Source organism: Cognatundibacterium curvum, from assembly GCF_014284235.1.
Taxonomy (GTDB): domain Bacteria; phylum Pseudomonadota; class Gammaproteobacteria; order Burkholderiales; family Burkholderiaceae_D; genus Undibacterium; species Undibacterium curvum.
Window position 1 is genome coordinate 113,492 of the sequence record NZ_JACOGD010000005.1, and the last position, 25,503, is coordinate 138,994.

The following is a 25,503-nucleotide window of genomic DNA, read 5'->3' on the forward strand; positions in this document are numbered from 1 at the left end:
TGCAGGTGCATTGGATCTTGGCACTGCCAGTTATCACAGGCTGCGCGGTTTGATGCCTATGTAAATCATGCCAGATTCAGGCCCCAGGTATTCTTCAAAATCTGTGCCATAGGCACGCTCATACTCGTGCTGGTGCGCAAAGTGTTCCCATATCGTCTGCCATGTCTGGATAATCGCGTCAGGCATGGCACCTTGTGCAGGAAAAGCCAGATAGCTGCCGCTTTGTATATGAACCCCTGGCTGCGTATCTGTGCCAGCCTTGACGCCTGCTGTGACATTGAATTCGCCATGCAGGTCCGATTCATAATGCGAATACACGCCATACATTCTCTGGCTGAGGTCGGGCTGGCTGGCAAAGAAGCTGCCCCATAAGCCCGGGATGCGGCCACCAGGGCCGGTCTCGGCCGCGTTGCTGGTGCGGACACAGGCGCCACTGACATAAAATCCTGCTATCTGTTGTTGTTTCATTGTTCTGCACTCCGTTTTTTGATGTTATCCGGTGTAGTCAGTGACTAAGCCCGGATGCTTGTGGTTGCAGCGTACGGCTCAGGACTTACCAGTTCTTCTGGCTGCATCAACACTGCGTAAAAAAAGCATAGCACGCCATGATTTCACAAATCTTGCGGAGTTTTTTGCTAAGGATACTGTTTCCTGTGTGAATAGCATGGGAAAATAGCAGCCGCTGCCAGTTCTGGCCTGTTTCCCTGAAAGTAAGTTGCATGAGTGTTCGTTTTCGTTTGCCTGTCGTGATGGCAGGTATTGCTGCTGTATTTGCGTTGTGTGTAGTCGCTGGTATCGCCTGGAACTGGGCGCCTGACCGCCCACTGCAGGACCTGACACAGCAATGGGCACCACCTCCTTCCCGTTTCATCGACGTAAATGGCTTATCCGTTCACATCCGCGATGAAGGGATTGCCGATGACCCTGTGCCGGTCTTGCTGATACACGGTACCTCATCCAGTCTGCATACCTGGGAAGGCTGGGTCAGTATTTTGAAAAAAGACCGGCGTGTGATCAGCATGGATTTACCCGGCTTTGGCCTGACCGGGCCGAATGCGGAACAGGACTACAGCAACGCCGCTTATACCCGCTTTATGCTGGATCTGATGGATCAGTTACATATTCGTAAGGCCGTCCTGGCTGGCAATTCGCTGGGCGGTGAAATCGCCTGGAACGTGGCGGTGGCGGCACCGCAGCGCGTCGATAAACTGATACTGGTGGATGCAGCGGGTTATGCGTTTAAACCAATCTCGATTCCTGCCGGATTCCAGATTGCACGCATTCCGATTTTATCCTGGTTCATGGACCATACCTTGCCCGCTTCCATGCTCGAAGAAAGCGTCAAAGATGTGTATGGCAATCCGGAAAAAGTCAGTCCCGCACTGCTGGCGCGTTACCGTGCGATGACGGTGCGCGCCGGTAACCGTGCCGCTTTGCGCAAGCGTATCCGTACCCTGAATCTGGGTGAAAATGCGGCCGATATTCAACGTATCCATGTGCCTACGCTGATACTCTGGGGTGGCAAAGACAAACTGATCCCGCCTGAAAATGCAGCCTGGTTCGCACGTGATATCGTGCAGTCAAAACTCATCATGTTTGATGAACTGGGCCATGTGCCGCAAGAAGAAGCGCCATTCGTGACTGCCGCCGCCGCCAGAATTTTCCTGGCACGCGACACGCGCTGAACACGTAACAGCTTATATCTTTTAACTATGTCGACATAAAAATAAGGTCGTTTGCAGACCACATCTGTGCCCGTATGATCTGTTATCCCTCATGCCTTGAAGCGCATGGCAACACAGATTCCATACTTAAATTTCAGCAGAAAGCACAGATGAAGCCAGATACAACGACCCGCGTTACGACCGACGCCATTCCATTTTCCCGCTTGCAGTTATCGAGTCTGATTGCGACCCTGTTTATCACTGGCCTGAGCCCGGCCGCTTTCGCTCAGGTCAGCGCAGACAACGATGCAGCACAGGTGATTGTGACCGGTACCCGCAGCGTTAAACGCACCGTGTCTGATTCCGAAGCGCCGATTGATGTACTGAGCAATAAAGATTTGCAGAATACCGGTAGCCTGGAATTAGGAACCGCGCTCACTAAACTCTTGCCTTCACTGAATTTCCCGCGTCCGGCTGTCGCCGACGGTACTTCTTCTAACCGTCCGGCTCAGTTGCGCGGTTTGTCGCCGGATCAGACGCTGGTGCTGGTCAATGGCAAACGCTGGCATACTACAGCGGTAGTCAACGTGAATGGCACCGCCGGACGCGGTTCGGCACCGGCTGATCTGAATACTATCCCGGTATCGGCGATTGAGCGGGTCGAAGTATTGCGTGATGGCGCTGCTGCGCAATACGGCTCGGATGCGATTGCTGGCGTGATTAATATCATCCTCAAAAAAGGCGCACAAGGTGGTGAAATCCAGCTCGGTGGCGGACGTACCAGTCAGGGCGATGGCAATCAGCGCAGTATCAGCGCCAACTTTGGCACGCAGCTGGGCGACAAGGGCTGGGCACGCTGGACTGTGGAACAAAAACACCAGGGTGATACCAACCGCGCTGGTCCCGATTTGCGCAATCCTCTTGAACCCTTGTATGGCCGCGTGAATCAGAAACAGGGTGATCCTGATCTCGAGCAAATCCAGTTCGGCGTGAATGCAGGTCTGGCATTAAGTGACGATCTGGAGTTATATGGCTTCCTGCAATACAGCCAGCGCAAGACCGATGCCGCCGCTACCTGGCGCACTGCTTACAGCAGCGGCACCACACTGCGTTCGCCTTTGTACCCGCAAGGATTTTTGCCGAATCTGGCGGCTAATAATGAAGACGTATCTGCGGTATTGGGTTTAAAAGGTAAGACCGCAGGCTGGCGCTGGGATACCAGCCTCAATAGCGGCAGCAATAGTTTCAGTCTGGATGTGAACAACACTGCAAACCTGAGTTTAGGTGCCGCCAGCCCGACCAGTTTTTACGCCGGTAAGCTGAAAAATACCCAGACTCTGCTGAATCTGGATGCGGCCACCGATCTCGATATTCCTGGTTTGTCGAACCCGGCCACGCTGGCGCTGGGCACGGAATACCGGCGTGATCAGTATGCGATTTCTGCCGGTGAAGCGAATTCCTACAGCGGTAGCGGCGCCCAGGGTTTTTCTGGTTTTCAGCCTTCGAATGCAGGTAATTTCCAGCGCCATAACCTGTCCTTCTATGCGAATCTGGAAGCAGAAATTTCGCGCCAGCTCAGCGCCTCGGTGGCAGTCCGTCATGAAAACTACAGTGATTTTGGTAATGTGACTTCGGGCAAATTATCGGCGCGCTATGTCGTAGTGCCTGAACTGGCTTTCCGTGCCGCCGTGTCTAACGGCTTCCGCGCACCTTCACTGGCGCAGCAGAATTACACGATTTCCACCACCAATCTGATCACCATTAATGGCAGCTCGCAGCTGGTTGATACCGGTACGTTTGGTGTCGCCACGGCTGCTGCTAAAGCGCTGGGTGCGAAACCCTTGCAGGCTGAAACCTCGCGCAATCTGAGTCTGGGTGCTGTGTGGCAACCAGCGCGTCAGGCTTCTTTGAGTGTGGATGCCTACCAGATAGATATCGATAAACGCATCCTGTATTCAGGTAATCTGGTGTTACCAGCCAGCCTGCAATCGGTACTCGCCAAGCAGGGCGTGCTGGTCGGCGCCGCGCGGTATTTTGCGAATGCTTTTGATACCCGCACCCGTGGCGTGGATGTAGTCGGCACCTATCAATGGCAACTGGCGGATAAAGACAGTCTGGGCCTGACCTTTGGCTATAACCGCAACACGACCAGCGTCAGCGGCGTCGTTGCCAACCCTGATATCCTGACCCAAAATAATCTGACTCTGATCGATAAGCAAACTATAGAACGTGCCACCCTGAGCAGCCCGAAAGACAAACTCAGCCTGAGTGCTGACTATGCCAGCGGTGCCTGGAGCCTGCACACTCAGGTTACACGTTATGGAAGCTTTGTGTCGCCGCAAAATAATCCTGCACTGGACCAGACTTACAGCGCGAACATTGTGGCCGATATCGCCGTCAGCTATCGTACCGGCCGCTGGAAACTCAGCGCGGGTATCGATAATCTGAACGACAAATATCCGGATAAAGTCACGTCCAACGGCAACCTGAACACCGGCGGCACATTGCCTTACAGCACCTTCTCTCCGTATGGTTTTAATGGCCGCTATCTGTACGCCAAAGCCAGCTACGCTTGGTAAGCCGTAGCTGCGATAACGTCAGAAAAAAGCCGCTGATGCGGCTTTTTTCTTTACTGCTCTGCAACAGAAGATATTTAGTAGATTTAAAAATTATCGATAAACAGTAAATTTATATTGAATTGCATATTTACTTTGCTAATATGACTCCATTTATTACATATAAATGGAGTTTGGCTCATGTCTCTTACTTCTCGCCCTAAAGCGGCACATATCCGTCAATTAAGCCGCTATTTCCTGTGGCTCACTACACTGGTGATCTGTCTCGTGCCGCTGAGCACTTTAGGGTTTGTCGTGCAAATCTGGACGGCACCGCAAGGACAGCAAGGCATACTCAGTTTTCTCTCTCAAATCAGTCATTTTAAGGAAGTGATGGACCTGACACGGCAAGGGATAGCGCAGGAAGACCGATGGATGGCGACGACGTTTGTTTTGCTAAGCAGTGCCTGCCTGGTCTGGATTTTCATACAGATCAACAACATGCTGAGTTTTTTCTATCAGGGTGAAATATTTAACCGACAGGCACTGCGTTGTGCACAGACTGGATTCTGGGTGTATCTCGCCTTGACTTTGTGTGTCTATAGCTTGCAATTGATTGCGATTATTTCGACGAGCGGGTCAGCGCAACTATGGACAGACTTTGCAGATGCATTGTTTTCTGAGCTGGTGATTTTGGGTATCGCTAAGCTGCTTGTTTGGGCTTTAGAAATCGGAACAGAGCTGAATGAAGATGCAGCACTGGTCATTTGAGGAACAGTAATGGCGATAATTGTGAATCTGGACGTGGTACTTGCTCAACGTAAAATGCGACTCAATACACTGGCTGAAGCTGTGCAAATTACGCCGCAGAATCTATCGGTCTTAAAAACGGGCAAGGCTAAAGCGATACGCTTTGATACCCTGGAAAAAATTTGTGAAGTTTTGCAGTGCCAGCCAGGCGATATCCTGGCTTATAGTCCGTCAGCATCAGACCATGAGAATTCAGACCCTAAAGAAAACTGATCTGTATTCAGTAGCTTCATTTATGCGATCATCAATACTCACAGCTTTTTATCTTCACGGAGGATGGTATGGCGCGCGCATTGCTGGAGCAGTTGTGGACACAGGCAGGAGCGGATGTTGATTTTTGTCAGCGCCTGCAATTCACTGGAAGTGATATCCAGTTACCGTCGACTTTTGCGGTTGGTACGCTGGCTTCGGCCAGTATTGCGGCACAGGCACTGGCGGCGCAGCAGCTATGGGAAACGCGTGGCGGTGTAGAGCAGCAAATCCGTGTCGACCAGCGTCATGCTTTGGCGATGTTTCGTAGCGAACGCTATCTGCGTATCGATGGCCAGGTGCCTGAGGATACCTGGAGTCCGCTGACCGGCTACTATCCGACCGGTGATGGTCGCTGGATACAGCTGCATACTAACTTTCCGCATCACAGCGCCGGCGTTTTGCAGATATTGGACAGTGCTGCGACACGGGAAGCGGTGGCGGCTGCCATTTTGCGCTGGAAGGCAGAGGAATTGGAAGCGGTGTTAGCGCAGGCGGGTATGTGCGCTGCCATGATACGCACTGAGCAAGAATGGGCGCAGCATCCGCAGGCGCAGGCCATTGCAGCTTTACCCGTAGTTGAAATTCGCCGTATCGGCGATGCGCCAGTACAGCGTTTGCCATCTGCCACCCGCCCTTTGTTGGGGATTCGGGTACTGGATTTATCACGTGTGATTGCGGCACCGGTGGCAGCCCGTACGCTGGCGCAGCATGGTGCCGATGTGCTCGCGGTCGGTGCTGCCCATTTGCCGGAAATTCCCTTGCTGGTGATGGATACCGGGCGCGGTAAACTTAATACCCGCATCGATTTACGCAGCACACCAGGACTGCAGCAAATGGCACAGCTGATGCAACATGCCGACGTATTCCTGCAAGCTTATCGTCCAGGTGCACTGGCACAGTTTGGATTAGATGCAGAAACCCTGGCGGCACGTTATCCCGGCATCGTGGTGGTTGGTTTGTCGGCCTATGGACAGCAGGGGCCATGGTCGCACAGACGTGGTTTTGACAGTCTGGTGCAGTCGGCCAGCGGGATCGCGGATACGGAGGGGCAGGCTGCACCTCTGAGCGGACCTGGCAAGCTGCCATGTCAGGCACTGGATCATGCGACTGGTTATCTGGCAGCATTCGCTACGATGATCGCTTTACAGCGCAGAGCGACCGAGGGCGGCAGCTGGCAGGTCCGTGTATCACTGGCCCAGACCGGGCAATTGCTGCAATCCCTGCCCAGACAGACCCTGAACACTCAAGACGCCGAGTTATCGGCCGCAGAGATTGCTGCGTATTCTGAAATCACTACATCTGGCTTCGGTCAGATGCAGGCGATCCGACCGGTGGAACACATGCCGGCTTGTCAGCCTTACTTTTTCCTGCCAGCGATGCCACGTGGTACCCACTTACCAAAATGGGGGCAGGGTATATAAAGTAGCGGGTCTGGCCTAATGGATGTGGGCCACGATCTGTTTGAATTCGCGGTCTATCTGTTCGGGGTGGGCGCTGCGTGTGATCACAGGTTCAGAAAAGGCAGCGCGGATTGCAGCTTCATCGGGCAAGAGTTTGACGTGCCAGTGTATCAGTCGCAGGCCTGCATCTTTACAGGCCTTGGTTTTTTGAAAGTCAGTTTCGTGACGATGTGCATTGCCGTTGCCATCATTCAGTTCTATGACTGCCAGCACAGAAAAATCTTTTTTGCAGATCACGTAGTCAAAACTCAGCTGATTAATACGCTGATGCCATTCCAGCAAATTAGCCCCCTTTTTCACACCAAGTATGCGTGACATCTGTACCTGGGTCAGCACGATATGCTCGGGTAAAGCAGTCGTCAGGCGGTGAAATAAAATCTGTTCTGCGGCACCAAGCGGACGCCGTACGTAATAAGGCCAGTTCGTATCAGCAAGCTCAGGTTGCTCTTGTTTGCGCAGCAGACGGCTGGCTATCCACATCAACAGCAGCAGCGTCAGGGTAAAAGCAAGGTATTTCACAATACACTCCAATCCCGAGTTAGTTAAATAAAAGACATTTGATGCATATTGAACTATTGCTAACTAATTGGCAATGTCAATATTGCAATAATCTCTATTTTTCAAAAAAATATTTCAACTTTTCTTTTGAATATTTGTTTTTTATGAGGTTTTTAAGGAATGGATATGACTGTTTGCCATATTTAATACGTATTTATGCGTATTTCAGGGTGGTTGTGAATTTGTGGTGAAAATGATAAAAAGATAATTTTATCTGCTTGATTCAGAAGGAGGATTGCTGAATATGAGCGGTGTGCGATCAGGGAAAATCCAGAGCCAGACGCAAACTTCGCTGTGTGCCCCGGTGCAGCCGGGACCACATATCAGCCTATGCAGTATGGAGAGGAGGTGAATTGCTGTGTTACACAAAGATAAGACCAGTTAACACTTGGTGCAGGGTAGTATGCAGGCTCCGGAGCTAAATAAATCCAGCGACAACTGCTTGTGCGTTCTGCTTGTCCGGGGGCTGACATATGGCCGTAATTATCCGTAAGGTGGCAGACTGCATGCATTGCTGCAGTCTGCACATGTCAGTTTCAGCTTGCTATTTCGTGTTGTGTCGCGCAATGGATACCGCCACCACCCCAGGCGATAGGATCGATATTGAGCATGACGATTTTTCTCTCAGGATACAGGCCTGCCAGCGCAGAACGTGCAGCCTCATCCGCGCTACGGTCACCGAATTCCGGACACAGGACCGCACCGTTGAGCAGGTAGAAATTGATATAGCCTGCCGCAAAATCCTTACTGGAAAACTCAGGCCGTATCTGCGCCGGTGGACTCAGGGTTGTGATTTGCAAACGCTGATTATTCACATCGGTCGCATTGCGCAGTATATCCAGATGACGGCGCGTGAGGGCATAATCATAGTGCGCAGTATCTTGTTCCAGATTGGCGACTACCACCCCGGGCCGTATGAAACGTGCATAAAAATCGGTGTGGCCATCGGTGATGTCTTTACCCGCTATGCCAGGCAGCCAGATCACTTTACGTATGCCTAGCGTGGCCAGCAATTCAGCTTCGGCTTCTGCTTTGCTCCAGCCGGGATTGCGGTTGGAATTCAATACACAGCTCTCAGTAATGATAGCCGTGCCCTGACCATCCACTTCTATGCCGCCACCTTCGAGCACTAATCTGCTGCGTAGCATAGGTAACTGACTGTTACTGCTCATGGTGGCAGCGACGGTCGCATCCTGCTCATGACGCTGCTTATTGCCCCAGCCATTAAAATTGAAACTGATTGCACGTCGCTGACCCTTGCGATTGCGCACAGTCAGGCAGCCTGTATCCCGTATCCACAAATCATCCGATGCGGCGATGACTAATTGTATGCGTGGGTCAAGTTTAGCCTTTGCTGCAGCCAGATTCGCAGGGCTGACGATGACTTTGAGTGCTTCGAACTGGATGATGGCATTCGCAATTCTGGCTAAGGCATCCTGTACCGGCGTCAGCATACGGCTACCCCAGATATCTGCAGAAACATTGAAACTCATCCAGCTGCACAGGTGTCTGTCTCCTTCGTCCGGCAGCAGCCAGTCTGGCTGTATTGCGACAGGCTGCTGCGGGTCCGGTGTTGCTGCGGCCGCGTCACTGCCACCACCACAGGCGCTGAGTGCAGCGGGCGCAATGGCGCTGCTTGCCAGCATTGAAATAAAGCGCATGAATTGACGGCGGGTAGGGGGTTGGTAAATTGTTGGCATAAGAAAGTGCAGAGAAAGTTATCGATACGCTGAAGAACCTAAAAAGGATATTCGATTTGATATTTGAAGAAAATTGATATTAACTGCAGCTATTAATCAGTTTTATTCATGAATTATGAGCAGATTACCTTCCTTACGTTTGCTGACTGGATTTGAGGCAGCTGCCAGACTGGGAAATTTTTCCCGTGCTGCCGAAGAACTGAGCTTGTCGCAATCAGCCATCAGTCATCAGATACAACAGCTGGAACAGCAATTGGGACAGCCATTGTTTCACCGGGTCGGACGCGGCGTGGAGTTGACGGTGGCAGGTGTGGCTTTACTGAAAACAGTACAGACTTCTTTGCGTAACCTGCACCAGGGGATTACGCGGATTTCCACTTATCTGGAACCCGGCATCGTCACCGTGGTTTGCCCTTCCGGTTTAGCGCAAGGCTGGCTGCAATCCCAACTATCAGCACTGCAGGCAGACATACCGGATTTATTGCCCATCATTTCTGTCGATGAGACAGCGCGCTATATCGATGAACTGGATGTGGATATGGTCATCAGTGAGCTGCCCTTGCAGCAGCCAAATTTGCATGAACAAAAACTGTTTGATGAGGTCTGGCTGATGGTAGCAGCGACAGCTCACAGCAGACAGTGGCGATGTGATGACGCCGCTCAGTTACGTCGCGTAGCACCGCTCATTTGTCTGGAACAGAGTTTTGCGGATGAATATACGGCCAGTTTTCTGATGCAGGAATTGGCAGGCTGCCGCCGTCTTGCCATCTATGATGATGCCAGTCTGGTGTTGCAAGGCATACTGCGCGAACCGGCGATGGCTTGCCTTCCGCTGAGTGTGGTGTGGCACAGCCTGCAAACAGGTGTATTGCAGGTACTGCCTGGTTTTCCGCAGATAGCGGGAAAGTCCTGGTGGATTTCCCGCATGCAGGGTGATACCAGGGATGTGCGTGTGCTGAAGGTGTTTACTGCCTTGCTGAGGTCGGCGCCGCAGTTGAAGAGCGTGTCAGAAAATCCAGCAATAACTGACTGACGCGCTCAGCTTGTTCGAGTACCGACATATGGCCGCAATCATCCAGAATGTGGCAGACCGCATGCGGTGCTGCGGCTTGCATATTGTAAGTTTCCTGCAGCGTGCGCATTTGATCGTTGCGGCTGGCGAGCAGCAGCAAAGGGCAGCGCAGTGCCGCCAGCTCGGCATGGCCGTCGGCACGAATGACACTGAGTTGCTGACGGAATCGCTCAACGCCTAAATCGAGTGACATGGTCTGCAATAAATCCAGTAAAGCTTCGCGCTCAGGATGGGCCGGATGGACCGCGCGTTGCAATGCAGTGCGGGTTTGCCCACGATATGGAAAAGTCAGCAGCATACGGATTTGCTGCTGATTGCGTTGTACTTCTTCCACACTCGAAGCGCGCGCCGAGGTATTGAGCAGACTCAGGCTGCGCACCCGCTGTGGTGCGATAGCGGCTAAATGACGCGCTACATAGCCGCCCATAGAAAATGCTATCAGGTGACATTGCTCAGGTAATTGCGGCAGTAGCTGCTGTGCCATCGCCTCTATGCTGTCGCCCTGCAGTGGTTCGCAAAGTATGAGTGGACTGATTGTGGAGAGCGCTGGCTGTACCGCATGCCAAAGACGCCCGTCACACATGAAACCGGGTATCAGGACCAGAGGCAGGGAGGTAGCAGTCATCAGTAAAATCAGGGCCGGGCGCAGAAAAACGGCTATTGTAACCGCAGCCTGTACAGGTCAGACTGACAGCAGCGTGACTCACTTTGCTTAGTCTGCAGCGAATGGAAATTGTTGCAGCAAGATAAAGGGCGCGCCAGCTTCGCTTTCATAGCATAGCGAAATACCTTCTATGCGCAGCGGTTCTGTGAGTGCGAAATGCCGTAGCGCTGCCTGATAAATCGCACTGGCAGAATCCGTGTTATCGAGCGCATCGGTCAGGGTCAGATGAAAGCGAAATTCTTCTTCGGTATAGGGATAACCCCAGTGCGATAACAGCCGTAACTGGCGCGCACTCAATTGCTGTTGCTGCCGTTTTGCCAGTTCTTCCGGTCGCAGTGGTGCACGCAGATGATCGAACTCACGCACACTGTGCATGGCCAGGGCATTGATCTGGCTTTCATCTCCTTGCGGCCGTAAGGCCAGAAACTGACCCATACGGCTGACCTGAGGCGAGGGAATGGTGATAGCACTGCGGCTGGCACAGAAGGCTTGCAGCGCCTGTTCCAGATCGGCACGCTGATATCCTTCAGCCAGCCGGAAAGGCGCTTTCAGCGTGGCGTGAAAGCCATAGCGTCTGGCATCACGCGTCAGGGTATGCAAGACCTTGGGTGCGACATCTGTTACGCGCAGTTGCTGTCCCTCCCGCATATCACGGATATCGCGACCCAGCCACAGATTACCGGCTTGCAGCCAGGCCGGGTTGGATACGGGGGAAAAGTAAAGCGCGTACCTGGCCATTAATCACCTACCTGATCACTTGGAAAGCGCAATGAATCGCGCAATAAAAAACTCATAGGCATGGACAGATTCGCGCCTTTGGGCGGAATTGCGCGCATGAACCAGCGTTCGTAAATCTTATAAATTTCACCGTCGTGGATGATGCGCAGCATTTCCGTATCCACGATTTTTTTAAAGGCCAGATCATCTTTTCGCATCATGATGGAATACGGTTCTATCGATAAAGGATCGCCGATCACCATGAAATCCGCAGGCTTTTTCGCTTCGGCTTTCAGGCTATAGAGCAAGACATCGTCCATAGGAAAAGCATCGGCTTTGCGCTCCTCCACCATACGGAAAGATTCCTGATCACTATTGCCTTCGATCAGGCGGATATTGAGAGAGTTGATGTCGTTATGCTGGGCCAGCAATTGCACGGTAGTCGTGCTTTTGGTGGTCACGATAGTCCGGTTACGGAATTGATTCCAGTTTTTGATGCCGCTGTCGGTGCGTACCAGTGCTTTGACTGAAGAAAAGAAATGCGGAATCGTGAAGCCGTATTTTTTGCGCCGCTCGGCATTATTGGTGGTGCTGCCACATTCCAGATCGATTTTATCTTCCGTCAGCGCACTGAAGCGGGTAGTCGAATCGACGGGTACATAAAGTACTTTCAGATTGGGCAGCTTTAATTCTTTTTTCAGCGCATCTGCGACTTTATTGCACAGCTCTATCGCATAGCCATTCGCCTGCTGATTGCTGTCGGTGAAAGCAAACGGCGGCGTCTCGCGCACGCCTATGCTCAGGGTCTGGGTTTTGCGGATTTTACTGACGGTGTCTGCAGCATACGTTAAGCCGCCAGCGAGCAGGGTGCTGAGTAAGACTGCGATGTATAGAGAGCGTTGCATACTATATCCTTGTGAACAGCTTAAGCGTTGTACAAACAGGTATGCGCAGTGTCATCGAATTTCCGTGTTGGACCTTTGATACAGCTCAGTGAAGTTCTGGCCAATACCAGCTATAAGCAGACGTAACTGGTACAGACTGCGCGTATTCTTGCTGCCATTCGCGCCCGCCCTGCATCTTCCCAAAGTTATCAGCCATTACAAGAAATAATTCACGAAAAAAATGCACAAAGCACAGTAAAAATTCTGCGGATAAAGATACCAGTCATTAAGAATTATTAGACTGACATTTACAAATATTACAATATTTGCAAATATAAACAATATTCATTCATAGACATATTTCCGTCAGGAAAATATGTTAGTGTTTTTTGCGATAAATTTTAGATAGGCGTGCTATGCAGACTCTTTCGCTACCCGATATTGCGATACGGAACGCCCGTATTGTGACTGCGACTCAGGCCATCACGGGCAGTCTCTTAGTCAGCCAGGGTAAGTTTGCTGACATCCATGCTGGCAATGCGGGCCTGAGCGGGGAAGACTGGTATGGAGACTATTTATTGCCGGGGCTGATAGAGCTGCATACCGACAATATGGAAAAGCATCTGATGCCGCGCCCCAAGGTTAACTGGCCGGTGTTGCCAGCGATTATTGCGCATGATGCGCAGATCGTCGCAGCCGGCATTACCACCGTACTTGACGCCATTGCGGTTGGTGATATCGAACCGGACAGCCTGCGCACCCAGACCTTACACAGTTGCGTTCAGGGCTTGAGCAAGGCGGCGCAGGCTGGTGTGTTGCGTGCAGACCACTTGCTGCATCTGAGACTGGAACTGGCTGAGCCGGAGCTGCTGCAATTGTTTACGCCTTTCCTGGATGATGCGCGTTTGCGGCTGGTGTCGCTGATGGATCATACGCCGGGTCAGCGTCAATGGACGGACCTCGATCATTACCGCACCCATGTGACTGGTAAGCGTGGCTGGAGCCATGAAAAAGTCGATCAGATGCTGACGCTGTCATTGCAGCGGCAACAGCGTCATGTGGCGGCAAACCGGCAACAGATCGTGCAGTTATGCCGCCAGTCGGCGTCCCGTATTCCGCTCGCTTCACACGATGATACGACGCTCGCGCATGTGCTGGAAGGTGTGGCCGATGGTGTCACGATTTCCGAATTTCCGACTTCGCTGGAAGCGGCACAGGCAGCCCGTGCACATGGTTTAGCGATCGTCATGGGCGGGCCAAATTGCGTGCGGGGCGGCTCGCATTCCGGCAACGTGTCGGCTATGGAGCTGGCCAGACTGGGCTTACTCGATATTTTCTCTTCCGATTATGTGCCCGCCAGCTTGCTGCAGGCGGCGTTCCAATTGCAAAATGCGGATTACCGCCTGCCCGCTGCAATCGCCACCGTCAGCCGCAATCCGGCCCAAAAGCTAGGGCTCACGGATCGCGGTGAAATTGCACCTGGCTTACGTGCCGACTTCCTGCGGGTACGCCTGATCGATGGCATGCCAGTTGTGCTCGGCGTCTGGAAACAGGGCCAGAAGTTGTTTTGAGTTGCGAAAGCAGCAGTGCTGTTATTTCTGGTTTATTTTGCATAAAATAGTGCGATTGTATTAATTTTAATCATTGAACGAAGCTGATTGATGCAGAAATTTGTAGCACCACATTTCAACTATTGAGCGGAGGAGAAAAAATGAAAATCATCGCAGGTACTATTGTCGCTGCATCTTTACTGCTGTCAGCCTGTTCCACGACTACGTACTCCAACCTGAATGCGGAGACGCAGCCAGTTGCAGGTATGGGCTATATCGGTGGTGAATTCGTTTCACAAAAAAGCAATTTCAATCCAACGCTGGTACTGATACGACAGGGTACCCAAGAAGAAATTCCGGTACATTTTTCCACTGCTCTACCGACTGAATTACGGCATACGGAAGTGGGCCTGATGCGTTTGCAGCCAGGTAGGTATAAGGTTAAAGGCTGGGTGCCAATGGCAGGGAATAATGACAGAGTAGTCGGCAAGGTTTTTTCTGATACATTATTCCAAAAAGAAATTGAAATCCGTGCGGATACCGTCGTTTATTTAGGTAAATTCTTTACCACATCAAAATGGACACCTTCTTATCCTCAGGAAGTGATCTCGGTCCGGGTGGAAGCTGAAAAACTCAGCACTGAAAATGCTCACAATAAGCTGAGTCAGGAATTTCCAAAACTCGCAGCTTACAATTTCGACTGTCTGCTCTGCGCTAAATAGACCTGCAGTACTGCGCTGACTGTTGCCATGGTTCGCAGTCAGCGCTAGTTCAATACCGATACCCCGCAGATATGCGGCTGTTGGGGCAAAAATGCCCTGAACGCCTTATTTATCGCTGTTCTTCACTACCGTGACCGTGCAATTAGCTTCCGCCACCACCTGGGCCGATACGCTGCCCAGATAGCGCCGCAAAGCTGAACTGCCGCGTGAACCTATGATGATGTGGTCGACATCATTGTTATGCGCATACTCGATGATGGCAGTCGCCGGGTCGGGCGCTTCCAGCACGTGAAAAGTGATTTTGTCGGCCGCCATCTGCAAAGGCCGCGCCCAGTGTTTCAGATCAACCAGTTGTTTGACATGGATATTCTGACCTTGTTGGATCAGGCTTTCATCCATACCTATGCGGCTGGTCTTGCGTATGGTGAGGCAGGCCAGTCGCGCGCCGGGTTCGGTTTGCAGCATGCGGCGCGTGATCTGGCGCAGCTGTTCAGCCAGCGCCTCTGAGCCATGGGTCAGATCGAGTGCGGCCACGATGATGGGGGCCTTGGCTAATTGTTCCGATACCGTGTGCTGCAACAGCGGTTCCGAGCCGGCCACCTTTAAGCGCCGTTTAAACATCGCCAGATAGCCATCCTGTTGCTGCTTGCCAGCGCGTGCGGTCAGGGTCAGCTGATCGGGATTCTGCAACAGAAAGCCGAGCTGCGCAGCAGTATCAAAGCGGTCCTGAGGATTGACTTCCAGACAGCGCAGGATAATTTCCTGTAGCCAGGCCGGCAGGTCGGGGCGATGCTGACGCGGCGGAACAGGATCGCGGTACAGCCGTTTCTTCAGTCCAGCCACCGAGGTCGGATGACCGTAAGGACGTTCGCCGGTCGCCAGGTGATACAGCAGTACGCCAAGTGAAAACAGGTCACTGCGTGGTTCATTGCGTACGCCCAGTACTTGCTCGGGCGAGATATACGGCCCGGTTCCCATCGGCAGGCGGAATTCTTCATCAAGCAAATCAGGCAGACGGTCGTGACGCGATAAACCAAAATCGATCAGCACTGCCAGGCCGTTGCGGAACATGATGTTGCTGGGCTTGATATCAAGATGGATCACATGCTGGCGATGCAAATCATGCAGCGCATACGCAATCCGTATGCCGGCGCTGACCACTTCTTCTATCGGTAACGGCGCCTGTTCAAAGCGGCTGCGCAGCGATTCGCCTGCGATCTGCTCCATCACGATATAGGGCTGGGCATCAAAGTCACCGGAGCCGAAATAGCGCGGCACATGCGGCCCTTTGAGTTTGGGCATAATCATCTGCTCAACTTCAAAGGCCACAATTGCGGTCGGATCATCGCTGGAATACAGCAGTGGTACCTTCATGATCAGTGGTGGCACACCCTGTTCCAACCCGGGTTTGCCAAGATGGCGTGCACGCAGATCGGTGATACGCCATAACGCTGCCATGCCGCCGGTATGGAGTTTTTCTTCCAGCCGGTAGCCGTCGAATTCCATCCCTGCCTGCAGGCTGCGTGCGTTCATGCCTAATTTCCTGTCAGTAAACGGTTCGCCAATGCTGCCGGTAAGCCAGCTGCCAGCACTTTTTGCGCCGCGCTGTCGTGGTCATAGGGTACGCGGAAAAAAGTCAGCTCCTGGGTTTCGGTATCAAAGCTGGCATAGCAAGCAGCCGGATTGCCATCACGTGGCTGCCCGACTGAGCCAGGGATGGCCAGCCAGCGCCGCTGACGCGACAGCGGGATACTGTTTTCCGGCGTAGGCAGAAATTCGCCAGTCTTGCCGGTCATGGTCATGTGATACAGGGTAGGTGCATGCACATGGCCGCAGAAGGTGATCTGGGCTTTGCACGCATGCATACTGCGCATCGCTTCCATCACGCCATCGATGTATTCCCATTTATCAGGTGCCCAGGCATTTGCATGCACCAGCAAGACTTCGTCCAGCTCTACCCGGTAAGGCAGGGCGCGCAGGAAATCGAGTTGTGGCTGGCTGAGCTGAGAGCGGGTCCATTCGACTACCTGACGCGCGACCGGATTCATGCCTTGCCGCTCTTCCTGAAACAGACCCGCATCATGATTGCCCATGACTACCCATGCCCCGCGTTTTGTATACTCCATCACGGTTTGTACCACCCAGCCCGGGTCTGCGCCATAGCCGACCAGATCACCTAAAAACGCATATTGGGATACGCCTTGCTGTTGCGCATGCGCGAGGCAGGCTTCCAGCGCTTCGCGGTTGGCATGGAGATCTGTCATTAAGGCAAGCAGCATGGTGATCCGTCAAAAAAGTGATAAAAACCAGAGTCTGTCAGTCTGCTCACTATGCATTCTGCAGACTGATACAGCTTCTTCTTAGGACTGACGCAAAATTGTCCCGGCAAGGCATGGCGACGCAGGCAGTACGCAGTGTACGACAAGGAGCCATAACGCAGCTGGGGCGGTTTTGCGTCAGTCCTACCTTAGGCATCAGTGTAGCGGCGCAGCCTAACACCAGACTTACATGGTGTTTGGTCAGGCGGCGCTGTATTGCTGATAACCGCGCGCACGTAATTCACAGGCCGGGCAAGTGCCGCAGCCATATCCCCAGTCATGCAGCGCGCCGCGTTCACCCAGGTAGCAGGTATGGGTATCTTGCCGTATCAGATCCACCAGCGGCTGACCGCCAAGCTGCGCAGCCAGTGACCAGGTTTGGGCTTTATTAATCCACATCAGCGGTGTTTCCAGTTTCAGGCGGGTCGCCATGCCCAGGTTCAGCGCGACCTGCAGCGCTTTCATGGTGTCATCGCGGCAGTCGGGATAGCCGGAAAAATCAGTTTCGCACATGCCGCCGACCAGCACATTCAGACCACGGCGGTAAGCCAGGGTCGCTGCCACCATCATGAACATCAGGTTACGGCCTGGTACAAAGGTATTCGGTAAACCGTTTTCCTGCATCTCGATCGCGATATCTTCCGTCATCGCGGTGTGGGATAGCTGGGAAATCAGGGCGAGATCGATCATATGGTCTTCGCCCAGCCGTTCACGCCATTCGGGCTGGATGTCACGAATACGCGACAATAACTGCGGTCTGACCGTGAGTTCTATCGCATGACGCTGACCATAATCAAAGCCTATGGTCTCCACCCGCGCATAGCGCTCCAGCGCCCAGGCGAGGCAGGTGGTCGAATCCTGACCACCACTGAATAAAACCAGTGCGCGATCAGACTTGTGATGAGAAATAAGCAAATTATTCATGTCGTAAAGTAAAAAACCGGCAAGGAGTGTAAAAGATCGAAACTTACTTCACAGCACCCTTGCTGAATGTTATGGTGAGCGTTGAGACCAATGTTAACGCAAGCCCATGAGTTTTCATAAAAAATTTCTTTCTTCCTCCATCTTATCTGTCATTGATCAGGGCCTGCTCAGCGCACTCAATTTTCTGATTGGCGCCTTATTAATCCGTTTAGTAGCCAAAGAAGACTACGGCTTATATGGACAGCTGTATGCGGGTGGTTTGCTGGCAGGTTTGCTGGTGGACTCCTGGATTGCCGGGCCGCTGACCACAGTGACCAGTGTGGTCAGCGAAAACACGCGTCGCCATTTGCTGCGTACTTTCTGGATGCGCCAGATTATCTGGACTTTAGTGATGGCGGTGATCGCCTTTGTGGTCGTCGAATTTATTCCTGCAGCCACCCATTATGGTGAAAAAAGCTGGGGGCTGGGCGCAGCATTTGGCCTGTACGTGATCGGCAATGGCTTGCGTGAATACGGCCGCACTGTCGGCTTTATCCAGTCTGCGATTCCTCAGGTGCTGCGTCAGGATGTGGTGTATGTCTTGCTGGTGCTGACCGGTCTGACCGGCTTACTTCACTTTGAATGCCTGGCGTTGCTGCCCTTGTTTCTGGTCTTGTCCGCGGCCTCCCTGCTGGCTGCTTTATACGGACGCGGCGCACTGATGCAGCTGACAGCGACCCAGGTAGCGATCGAAACGCATGACCAGGAAACCCTGCGTGCGCATCAGGAAACGATACGTAGTCATGGACGCTGGGCGGTCGCCGGTGCGCTGGTGGGATGGCTGTCCAATTACAGTTATGTTTATTTGTCTGGCGCCATACTCGGTGCGGCAGCGATTGCGGATCTGAATGCCTCGCGTCTGTTGCTGATGCCGATTCCGCTGGCAGTGGCAGCCTGGACCCGGGTAGCCCGGCCGGAAGCCGGGCGTCTGATGCAGGAGCATAACTGGGCAGGCTTGCGTAAGCTGACTTTGATGTCGGTGGTCGGTATTGAGTTGGTGGTATGCAGTTTTGTGATTGTGCTTTTGTTGGCATTACCCTGGTTGCACGAGCATTTCATTGATAAAAACAAATACGCCGGACTGGATTTGCTGATCATGTTGTGGGGAGTCTATTTTGCGGTGAATGCAGTACGTACTATCGGCACTTCATGGCTGATGAGTGGCGGCGCATTCCGCTCCATGTTCAAGCTGGGCATGGTGACGCTGGTACTGGTGATTGCGATCACTACGCTGACCATGCCTTACTGGGCCAGCGCGGGTGCGATTGTGGCCTTAATCTGCGTCGAGGTGTTTGAGACGGTGGTGGTGTGGCGCTTTATTCTGCCTTCGTTGCGGAGGCAGGCAGAAAACGCGCTTGCAAATGGCTGACCAGCAGATCGCTCACATATTGTTGCGCCCATAGCGGTGTGAACGTGTGGTCTGCGCCTTTGAATATGCTTAGACGTATCCGCTCACTGTCACCCAGCAAAGCGCCATGTCGCCCCAGATTTTCTGTCATCAGGTCGACACTGGCGTCACCCGCATCCATAATCAGCATGATTTCCACGCCGCGCGCATCGAGCTGGCGGAACTGACGCGCCACCTTGCCTAAAAAATGGTGATTCTGGACTAGTTTCCCGATCAAAGCCTGAGAAATGTTACTCAGGCGTTTGGCCACTCTTGCACTGAGTTTGCGCATGATCTGACGCAGTTTGATTTCACCTTTAAACAAGCGCTTCCAGGTATGCAGATTGCGTACTGCCTTTACATAGAAATGGGTGGATTTGATCGATTCCTGTTTGCGCGCCGTAATGGTGTCGCCCTCATGCCATTCAAACACCAGCTGATTCATCAGCACGACACCACGCACCCTGACATCCTTGAGTGCACTCAGATACGCGAAGTAGGCCCCCGAGCATAAACCAGCCACCACAAAGCCTTCGCAATACACGCTGTTTTCCATGAAGTGCATGGCATGTTGGATATCATCAACGCCGCTATCGGCATACACATCGTTTTCCCGGTCTTGCGGCGTGGGCTTGCTGTAGCCGATGCCGGCTTTATCAAAACGCAGCACCGGAAAGCCAGCCTGGGCCAGGGCACGCGCAAAGCGCACGTACAGCCTATGCGTTCCAACCCGGTGATTGGCGCCTATATTACACAGTAAAACCGCAGGCAAGTGCGGCGTGATCGCCTGCACAGGCAGCGTTAACACGCCGCTGTAGCCAGAAAAAAACACCAACTTTTCTTCGATCTGTACCTGCCCTGTATTTAAAATTTTCCGGGTCTCTTTGGGGACACTGGGCATGACTGTTTTACTGCCTATCGGAAAAGCAGGGCTGAGCCAGGACACGATTTCGTGCAGGATCTCATCCGGCAGCACGCTTTCATAGGCATCACCCGGCATCATGGCGGCATAACCCGGCGTGCTGCTCAGGGTGACAGGTACGCCGGCATCCTGCCAGTGTGCGCACAGTTTTTCTTCCTGAGCGCTCACATCATCACGTGCGATCAGCAATACCGGACAGGCCGGAACCGTCATGTTCATCATGTCCAGTTTACCCAGACTGGCACGCATATCGGCATCGAATATATAGCCGGTCAGCTCATCTTCGCTCACTTGCCGCGTACTGTCCGTCTCTGTTGCACTGCTGGTCGCACCCATGGTGCGCAATACCCGTAATTCACGGCTGTAGGCGCGGCCTGAAATGACCGGTGCCAATCCTATGAATGCGCTGGCCTTGCAATCCTGCGTAACGCTGGCAGCCAATAAGGCGCCCAGTCTTAAACCAAACAGTGCAATCTGACTGACCTGCGCTATGTCACGCAAGGTCTGACTGGCAGTGCAAATATCCTGCTGCCACTGTAGTATGCGGTTACCAGCCTGATCGGCCGCATCGCCGGTATTGCGGTAATCAAAAAACAGCACATCGAAGCCAGCCCGTGCCAGCCGTTCCGCCAGATGGCGGTAGCTGCGGTAAGCCACCATATACTCATGCCCAAATGGTGCGCATAGCACCACGCCGCACTTCCGGCTGCCCCCCGCTTCACGCTGATGCGCGGGATGGTACCAGCCCATCAGTGGCGCTTCCGGATCGCCGAACCAGAAAGCTTCTGGTCTGCACAGAATTTGCTGGCTTGGAAATTGTTGCGAATTCAAACCTGGCTCCCATTGTGTGCGTGATGAATCGAGGTACTTGTTTCAGCCGGTGGCCGCAGCCGCTGGACTGACAGCAGATTCATCGCCTGCAGTTGTACTTTGACCTGCCCGGGCGCGGCATGCAGGCGCAGTCTGACGGTATAGACGACACCCGGACTCAAATGAAAATAATTATCCAACGCATCCGCACCACTGACTTGTAGCTGCACCCCATGTAAGAAGCGGCGGCAGCTTAAATGCAGACGCAGCATGCCATTGCCTTCCGGCTGCCAACCGGCATCCAGTCCGGCATCGCTTTCCATACCGGCTAAGCGCGCCGCCGGAAAATGATGATCATGGCTGCAGGCTGTGCTTTCACCATCCCGTGTCAGATGGACGCTGGCCAGATGATGGCCGGGCGGGCCGAAACGGTAGGCATAGCTGGTATCCATGAAATGCGGCAGCAAGGCATCGGCACGTAACATGATGCTGCTGTGCGGCGCTACCTGAACTGGCACGCTGATGTCCGCGATGTTGGTATCGGCATGACGTGTCAGACGCAGATGCAGACTGCCATGCAGGCTGCTGGCCGCATCATTTCTGACGTGGATGGCCAGACCGTTCAGGCCTTCATCCGTGAAGAATACCAGCTGCGCTGCCATTGCCCGTTTGACGAAGTAATAGGCTGCTTTCGGCTGGCCCGATGCATCGACCAGACCCCAGCCTGCACCAGCCCACAGATCGCGCCAGAACCAGATCAGCGCACCATGACAAGCGGAACCGTGACGACGCCATTCATGCAGAGCCTGTGCCATGACTTCACCGCTAGTCAGGCGTGACAGTGCGATGTAGCGTTCACGTTCGGCATAGCGCAGCCGCGCCGGGTCTAATCCATATAATTGCTGCAAATAGTGATCGCGTACATCTTCAAAATCCCAGCCTGTGCCATGGTCACGTGGCACGGCTTTTTTCCAGGATGGATGCAGACCTGGGAAGTCGCCCTGTCCAGACATGCTGTCGAGCAGACTATCTTCCGGCATATTGGAAAAACCCAGGCATTCGGAAGTGAAGCGTACACCGCTGCGACGTGCGTCATCCAGCGGGCGCAAATAGGCGCCAACGCCAAAATAATGCGCCACGCCGCTGTCGACCTGAAATGGCATCACGCCGCCGCTGGGGCTGGAGGGCCAATAAATACAGTCAGGCCGCAGCTCCTGACAAATTTGCGGCAAGCTTTCACTGAAAAATGGATTGCTCCAGTTTTCACGTGGCTGGCCCAGCATGGCGGCCTGTTGTTCGATTTCGCTATTGCCGCATAAGACGGCGAGACAGGCAGAAGTTTGGGTGCGGCTTAAAAAAGATTTTGCTTCCTGACAGACTTGCAAACCGAAAGCGAGGTCGGCTACAGGATAGTCCATATTGGCAAACATAAAGTCTTGCCAGACCAGGATGCCGAGTTCATCGCACAGCCGGTAAAAGTGCGCGTTTTCATACACCATGGTACCGACTACGCGCAGCATATTCATACCGGCGTCACGCGCCAGTGTCAGCATCTGACGCTGCTTTTCTTCGCTTGCATTCAAAGACAGCAGATCGGCTGGTGTCCAGCAGGCACCGCGACAGAAAACCGGTACATCATTCACATGCAGTGAGAAATTGCCATCGCGGGTATCAACATGGATGTGGCGGAAACCAAGCTCGCCGAGTGCAATCAGGCTTTGTCCGCGTGCCGTGGTCAGTGCCAGGCAGGCGGTATATAACTGTGGTCTGCCATGCGTATGAGGCCACCATAACTGCGGTGAGGGAAACAGCAATTCGCCTTGTATAGCTGTGCCGCAGTCGCTCGTCTGGTGCAGATCCAGTTGCTGGGTATAGCTGCCTACATGCAGACTGGCTTGCAGCAGCGGCTCATCGCTGACACAGCGAGCAGAAAAACTGACCACGCCATCCTGCGCTGACAGCCGCGTCTGCAGTTGCACTTCGCTCAGGCGTACAGGTGCCGCATACTCTATCCAGATATCGCGGTAGGGTCCGACCGGTGGCACCGGTGGCGACCAGCCCGGCATACGCCCCAGCAGACTGGTGCGTAACCAGCGCAATTGCTGTTGTTCGACCAGGCGGGTTTTCCAGCGCGGACGCGGGCGTTTTTTTGCCAGTTCAGCATTCAATGCGCAGCAACGTATGGCCAGCGTACCCTGACCATGTACCTCGAGTTCTTGCAAATTCAGCGTATAGCGCAGGAACATATTATCGGTACGCAGCAGCAGTCTGTCATTCCAGAAAATTTCTGTATGCGTGGCTAAACCATCGAAATGCAGAAACTGCGCCTCAGCTGGCAAATCCAGCTGGCAGCGGAACCAGACATCCTTATCATCCAGCTGTAAATCCTGAAACTGAAACTCACCCGCCTGTGCCAGTGCTGACAGGGCGGTACACGGAAGCTGTACCGGATAGCCATTCAAAAATTCCTGTTCCGCCTCACTGGCCAGCGCATAGCGTCCGGCATGGACGATCGCCATTTGCCACGCTGCCTGCAGCGCTTGCAGGCTAGGCGCAGCGGTGGCTGAAGTGTAATGCCCGTTCATGTGGAAGTTAACTGATCCAGACTATGTTGTAAGGCGTGCATACCCTGATCCCAGTGCTCTGCCATCTGGCTGACCAGCGGCGCTAAATCAACTGCGCGCTTGCCCATGACGGCTCTGGCAGTTTTCAGCAGCAGGGTTTTACAGCTTTCGGAAATCGCCTGAAACTCCTGTGCTGCCACACTGAAATCGTTACCGGTACTGGCTTGCAGCCAGTGCAAATGCTGGCTGCCGAGGCTGAAGCCGGCACCCAGCTGGCGCAGGGTGGCAAATGCATACGCATGATAAGCTGCCATGCCCTGTTCTTTGAGCGCTTCCACATCCTGTACAAAAACCGGCAGGAATGCAGAAACCGGGTTGCCGTGTGGACGGCGCGCCAGATGTTTGCGCAGCAGTTGCAATGCGATCGCGGCAAGCTCAGGCTCGGTTTTGATTTGTACCCGGTCCAGGCGCACGAACTCAGCAAACAAAGGCATAAAAGCCGGATCATAGGGCTTGCCGAGGCGGAAGGTCTCAATGAAATCCTCGCCCTGCAATTCATGGTAACTGCTATTGTGGAAATAGCCCATGCGCTGCTGCTCCAGGTCGATTTCCTGTATTGCTATCGTGGTTTTGACGTGATTGCTGCGATAGTCAGTACCGGCCGTATCCGGAAGATAAAACGAATCGGTTTCGGTCAGCACCAGCCGCCCGCGTCTGAGCTGCTCACTTGCATTGGGCAGCAAACCGCGCCAGACATTGAGCTCCTGTACATCGATGCCGTATAGCGCAAACAAATCTTCATGCGGTGGCTTGTAAAACGTCCACTGGTCACCGTCGAAATCATTCGCAAATACCATAGACAAACAGGCCAGCGGATTGAGGCCTTGCGCATGCAAAACCTCAACCCAGACATCGATGTAGCAATTGGTTTCCGCCCAGTCGCGATCCGGACCGTGCAGACTGTGCTGGCGGTACTCGCTCAGTACGATAGGGGGCAGGGCGTGCAGAGTCATAAGCCTAAAATATCGCGTGTCGCTGCAGGCCAGCCAGCGGTATCCATACCATGGGTTTTAAACAAGGCCATCACGATGCGTTCCAGACCAAAACCCAGGCAGGCGGTATGCGCCACTTCACCATCGGCAGTCTGAATTTCAAACAATTTGCCGAAATGATCCTGATGGTAATTGAAGGAGCATACTGCGGTCGGTTTTTCCTGAGAGATGACAGGAATCACGACTTCAAATTTCAATTGCTGTTCACGCTGATTCGCTGCCAGCATACGGCCACCACGGCCAAAGAAAGGATCAGAAGCGACTTCAGAGTGCGCAGGCAGTCCCAGCGATTGCAGGATATCGAGGCCACGTTGCAGCCACAGATCACGCCATGCCACCACCATATCCGGCGTACCTACGCGCACAAACTCGCGCACACGGAAGGATTGCATACGGGTTGGTTCCGGCGAGGGTTCATTGCGGAATACCCAGTTTTGCATATCGACCAGACGACCGCCTTCGGGCAGGGTGCCGGTGAAGCTTGGATATACCGGATAGCAGGCCGCTGGCGTCAGGCAGACGCCGGTCATGGTTTGCAGATGGGTCCAGGGACGGCCTTCATGCACATTTTCTATCAGTTCCTTGTGCTGGGCTTCATTGCCGGTAAAGCTGAATATGGTGCCCGCCAGCTGCGGGAAGGAGTCCAGATATTCGCTGCGTTCCAGCACTTTGCGGTCGAGGCAAGGCGGGAAGGACATGCGTGTTGCCTGATCGGCTGCCGCGACGCGCGAGACATAATCATCAAAGCGGCGCAGCACTTCTTCAAATACGGGGCCGCGGCCAAATATGCCTTGTACGCCGACAGGAATAATATGACCGGCTGCAATCAGGTCATTGCTCAGTACTTCAGGAGAAAAATCGATAGACATGGCGCTTCCT

The 25,503-nt window shown here is 53.4% G+C and carries 22 protein-coding genes; 9 read left to right on the forward strand and 13 right to left on the reverse strand.

Annotated elements, in window-relative coordinates; translation table 11 throughout:
- Positions 1-33: 33 nt before the first annotated feature.
- On the reverse strand, positions 34-468 hold the full coding sequence (locus H8K43_RS10720) for a GyrI-like domain-containing protein (protein WP_186903833.1): 435 nt from the start codon (positions 466-468) through the stop codon (positions 34-36).
- 251 nt (positions 469-719) lie between these two features.
- Here H8K43_RS10720 and H8K43_RS10725 point away from each other — a divergent pair, with 251 nt between their 5' ends.
- From H8K43_RS10725 to H8K43_RS10745, 5 genes are all read left to right on the forward strand, one after another.
- Positions 720-1,685, forward strand: coding sequence for an alpha/beta fold hydrolase (locus tag H8K43_RS10725; protein ID WP_186903834.1), 966 nt, complete (start codon positions 720-722; stop codon positions 1,683-1,685).
- A 149-nt stretch (positions 1,686-1,834) separates the two neighbouring features.
- Positions 1,835-4,243, forward strand: a complete 2,409-nt coding sequence (locus H8K43_RS10730; RefSeq protein ID WP_186903835.1) for a TonB-dependent receptor plug domain-containing protein — start codon at positions 1,835-1,837, stop codon at positions 4,241-4,243.
- A 177-nt stretch (positions 4,244-4,420) separates the two neighbouring features.
- Complete coding sequence (locus H8K43_RS10735) at positions 4,421-4,990, forward strand: hypothetical protein (protein ID WP_186903836.1); 570 nt, start codon at positions 4,421-4,423, stop codon at positions 4,988-4,990.
- Positions 4,991-4,999: 9 nt separating this feature from the next.
- Positions 5,000-5,242: a helix-turn-helix domain-containing protein gene (locus H8K43_RS10740; protein ID WP_186903837.1), complete on the forward strand. Its 243-nt coding sequence runs from the start codon at positions 5,000-5,002 to the stop codon at positions 5,240-5,242.
- Positions 5,243-5,310: 68 nt separating this feature from the next.
- Positions 5,311-6,702 (forward strand): CoA transferase, encoded by a 1,392-nt coding sequence (locus tag H8K43_RS10745; RefSeq protein WP_186903838.1) that lies wholly within the window; start codon positions 5,311-5,313, stop codon positions 6,700-6,702.
- Between the two features lie 15 nt (positions 6,703-6,717).
- On the opposite strand, the gene H8K43_RS10750 is transcribed toward H8K43_RS10745, so the two are convergent.
- Positions 6,718-7,260 carry a DUF2726 domain-containing protein gene (locus tag H8K43_RS10750; RefSeq protein ID WP_329604513.1) on the reverse strand — a complete coding sequence of 181 codons (543 nt, stop codon included), beginning with the start codon at positions 7,258-7,260 and terminating at the stop codon, positions 6,718-6,720.
- 575 nt (positions 7,261-7,835) lie between these two features.
- Complete coding sequence (locus tag H8K43_RS10755) at positions 7,836-8,999, reverse strand: agmatine deiminase family protein (RefSeq protein ID WP_230403866.1); 1,164 nt, start codon at positions 8,997-8,999, stop codon at positions 7,836-7,838.
- Positions 9,000-9,114: 115 nt separating this feature from the next.
- Here H8K43_RS10755 and H8K43_RS10760 point away from each other — a divergent pair, with 115 nt between their 5' ends.
- The gene (locus H8K43_RS10760) at positions 9,115-10,032 is read left to right on the forward strand and encodes a LysR family transcriptional regulator (protein WP_186903839.1); all 918 of its coding nucleotides are present in this window, start codon (positions 9,115-9,117) and stop codon (positions 10,030-10,032) included.
- Here the strand turns inward: H8K43_RS10760 and H8K43_RS10765 are convergent.
- The 3 genes from H8K43_RS10765 to H8K43_RS10775 form a co-directional block, all read right to left on the reverse strand.
- On the reverse strand, positions 9,965-10,696 hold the full coding sequence (locus H8K43_RS10765) for an alpha/beta fold hydrolase (RefSeq protein ID WP_186903840.1): 732 nt from the start codon (positions 10,694-10,696) through the stop codon (positions 9,965-9,967). The two genes, H8K43_RS10760 and H8K43_RS10765, sit on opposite strands and share 68 nt — an antisense overlap.
- A gap of 87 nt (positions 10,697-10,783) precedes the next feature.
- Positions 10,784-11,473: a DUF1045 domain-containing protein gene (locus tag H8K43_RS10770; RefSeq protein WP_186903841.1), complete on the reverse strand. Its 690-nt coding sequence runs from the start codon at positions 11,471-11,473 to the stop codon at positions 10,784-10,786.
- Positions 11,473-12,357, reverse strand: a complete 885-nt coding sequence (locus H8K43_RS10775; RefSeq protein WP_186903842.1) for an amino acid ABC transporter substrate-binding protein — start codon at positions 12,355-12,357, stop codon at positions 11,473-11,475. Before H8K43_RS10775 ends, H8K43_RS10770 begins: the two co-directional genes overlap by 1 nt.
- A 395-nt stretch (positions 12,358-12,752) precedes the next feature.
- Here H8K43_RS10775 and H8K43_RS10780 point away from each other — a divergent pair, with 395 nt between their 5' ends.
- A complete protein-coding gene (locus tag H8K43_RS10780) occupies positions 12,753-13,907 on the forward strand; it encodes an alpha-D-ribose 1-methylphosphonate 5-triphosphate diphosphatase (protein ID WP_186903843.1) in 1,155 nt (384 codons plus the stop codon).
- 140 nt (positions 13,908-14,047) lie between these two features.
- A complete protein-coding gene (locus tag H8K43_RS10785) occupies positions 14,048-14,608 on the forward strand; it encodes a hypothetical protein (RefSeq protein ID WP_186903844.1) in 561 nt (186 codons plus the stop codon).
- A 105-nt stretch (positions 14,609-14,713) separates the two neighbouring features.
- Here H8K43_RS10785 and H8K43_RS10790 read toward each other — a convergent pair whose 3' ends face one another.
- From H8K43_RS10790 to queC, 3 genes are all read right to left on the reverse strand, one after another.
- Positions 14,714-16,141, reverse strand: a complete 1,428-nt coding sequence (locus tag H8K43_RS10790) for a bifunctional serine/threonine-protein kinase/universal stress protein (protein ID WP_186903845.1) — start codon at positions 16,139-16,141, stop codon at positions 14,714-14,716.
- A 2-nt stretch (positions 16,142-16,143) separates the two neighbouring features.
- Positions 16,144-16,887, reverse strand: a complete 744-nt coding sequence (locus H8K43_RS10795; protein ID WP_186903846.1) for a metallophosphoesterase family protein — start codon at positions 16,885-16,887, stop codon at positions 16,144-16,146.
- A gap of 240 nt (positions 16,888-17,127) precedes the next feature.
- A complete protein-coding gene (queC, locus tag H8K43_RS10800) occupies positions 17,128-17,850 on the reverse strand; it encodes a 7-cyano-7-deazaguanine synthase QueC (protein ID WP_186903847.1) in 723 nt (240 codons plus the stop codon).
- A gap of 106 nt (positions 17,851-17,956) precedes the next feature.
- Between queC and H8K43_RS10805 the strand changes: the two genes are divergently transcribed.
- Entirely contained in the window at positions 17,957-19,258 is a 1,302-nt protein-coding gene (locus tag H8K43_RS10805) for a lipopolysaccharide biosynthesis protein (protein ID WP_186903848.1), read from the forward strand.
- On the opposite strand, the gene H8K43_RS10810 is transcribed toward H8K43_RS10805, so the two are convergent.
- From H8K43_RS10810 to H8K43_RS10825, 4 genes are read right to left on the reverse strand one after another with little or no spacing between them, the layout of a single operon-like run.
- The gene (locus H8K43_RS10810; protein WP_186903849.1) at positions 19,206-21,029 is read right to left on the reverse strand and encodes a serine aminopeptidase domain-containing protein; all 1,824 of its coding nucleotides are present in this window, start codon (positions 21,027-21,029) and stop codon (positions 19,206-19,208) included. The genes H8K43_RS10805 and H8K43_RS10810 overlap by 53 nt on opposite strands.
- Positions 21,026-23,593, reverse strand: coding sequence for a glycoside hydrolase family 2 protein (locus H8K43_RS10815; RefSeq protein WP_186903850.1), 2,568 nt, complete (start codon positions 23,591-23,593; stop codon positions 21,026-21,028). The genes H8K43_RS10810 and H8K43_RS10815 overlap by 4 nt, the downstream gene beginning before the upstream one ends.
- Positions 23,590-24,585 carry a DUF1839 family protein gene (locus tag H8K43_RS10820; RefSeq protein ID WP_186903851.1) on the reverse strand — a complete coding sequence of 332 codons (996 nt, stop codon included), beginning with the start codon at positions 24,583-24,585 and terminating at the stop codon, positions 23,590-23,592. The genes H8K43_RS10815 and H8K43_RS10820 overlap by 4 nt, the downstream gene beginning before the upstream one ends.
- Positions 24,582-25,493, reverse strand: a complete 912-nt coding sequence (locus H8K43_RS10825; RefSeq protein ID WP_186903852.1) for an amino acid--[acyl-carrier-protein] ligase — start codon at positions 25,491-25,493, stop codon at positions 24,582-24,584. Before H8K43_RS10825 ends, H8K43_RS10820 begins: the two co-directional genes overlap by 4 nt.
- Positions 25,494-25,503: the final 10 nt, after the last annotated feature.

Bases quoted from the DNA above. Each gene is read 5' to 3' on its own strand.
- H8K43_RS10795 (WP_186903846.1), bottom strand. From the start codon at position 16,887: ATGCTGCTTGCCTTAATGACAGATCTCCATGCCAACCGCGAAGCGCTG.
- H8K43_RS10730 (WP_186903835.1), top strand. From the start codon at position 1,835: ATGAAGCCAGATACAACGACCCGCGTTACGACCGACGCCATTCCATTT.
- H8K43_RS10815 (WP_186903850.1), bottom strand. From the start codon at position 23,593: ATGAACGGGCATTACACTTCAGCCACCGCTGCGCCTAGCCTGCAAGCG.
- H8K43_RS10790 (WP_186903845.1), bottom strand. From the start codon at position 16,141: ATGAACGCACGCAGCCTGCAGGCAGGGATGGAATTCGACGGCTACCGG.
- H8K43_RS10735 (WP_186903836.1), top strand. From the start codon at position 4,421: ATGTCTCTTACTTCTCGCCCTAAAGCGGCACATATCCGTCAATTAAGC.
- H8K43_RS10725 (WP_186903834.1), top strand. From the start codon at position 720: ATGAGTGTTCGTTTTCGTTTGCCTGTCGTGATGGCAGGTATTGCTGCT.
- H8K43_RS10745 (WP_186903838.1), top strand. From the start codon at position 5,311: ATGGCGCGCGCATTGCTGGAGCAGTTGTGGACACAGGCAGGAGCGGAT.
- H8K43_RS10775 (WP_186903842.1), bottom strand. From the start codon at position 12,357: ATGCAACGCTCTCTATACATCGCAGTCTTACTCAGCACCCTGCTCGCT.
- H8K43_RS10805 (WP_186903848.1), top strand. From the start codon at position 17,957: ATGAGTTTTCATAAAAAATTTCTTTCTTCCTCCATCTTATCTGTCATT.
- H8K43_RS10765 (WP_186903840.1), bottom strand. From the start codon at position 10,696: ATGACTGCTACCTCCCTGCCTCTGGTCCTGATACCCGGTTTCATGTGT.
- H8K43_RS10785 (WP_186903844.1), top strand. From the start codon at position 14,048: ATGAAAATCATCGCAGGTACTATTGTCGCTGCATCTTTACTGCTGTCA.
- H8K43_RS10760 (WP_186903839.1), top strand. From the start codon at position 9,115: ATGAGCAGATTACCTTCCTTACGTTTGCTGACTGGATTTGAGGCAGCT.
- H8K43_RS10820 (WP_186903851.1), bottom strand. From the start codon at position 24,585: ATGACTCTGCACGCCCTGCCCCCTATCGTACTGAGCGAGTACCGCCAG.
- H8K43_RS10740 (WP_186903837.1), top strand. From the start codon at position 5,000: ATGGCGATAATTGTGAATCTGGACGTGGTACTTGCTCAACGTAAAATG.
- H8K43_RS10755 (WP_230403866.1), bottom strand. From the start codon at position 8,999: ATGCCAACAATTTACCAACCCCCTACCCGCCGTCAATTCATGCGCTTT.
- H8K43_RS10780 (WP_186903843.1), top strand. From the start codon at position 12,753: ATGCAGACTCTTTCGCTACCCGATATTGCGATACGGAACGCCCGTATT.
- H8K43_RS10720 (WP_186903833.1), bottom strand. From the start codon at position 468: ATGAAACAACAACAGATAGCAGGATTTTATGTCAGTGGCGCCTGTGTC.
- queC (WP_186903847.1), bottom strand. From the start codon at position 17,850: ATGAATAATTTGCTTATTTCTCATCACAAGTCTGATCGCGCACTGGTT.
- H8K43_RS10770 (WP_186903841.1), bottom strand. From the start codon at position 11,473: ATGGCCAGGTACGCGCTTTACTTTTCCCCCGTATCCAACCCGGCCTGG.
- H8K43_RS10825 (WP_186903852.1), bottom strand. From the start codon at position 25,493: ATGTCTATCGATTTTTCTCCTGAAGTACTGAGCAATGACCTGATTGCA.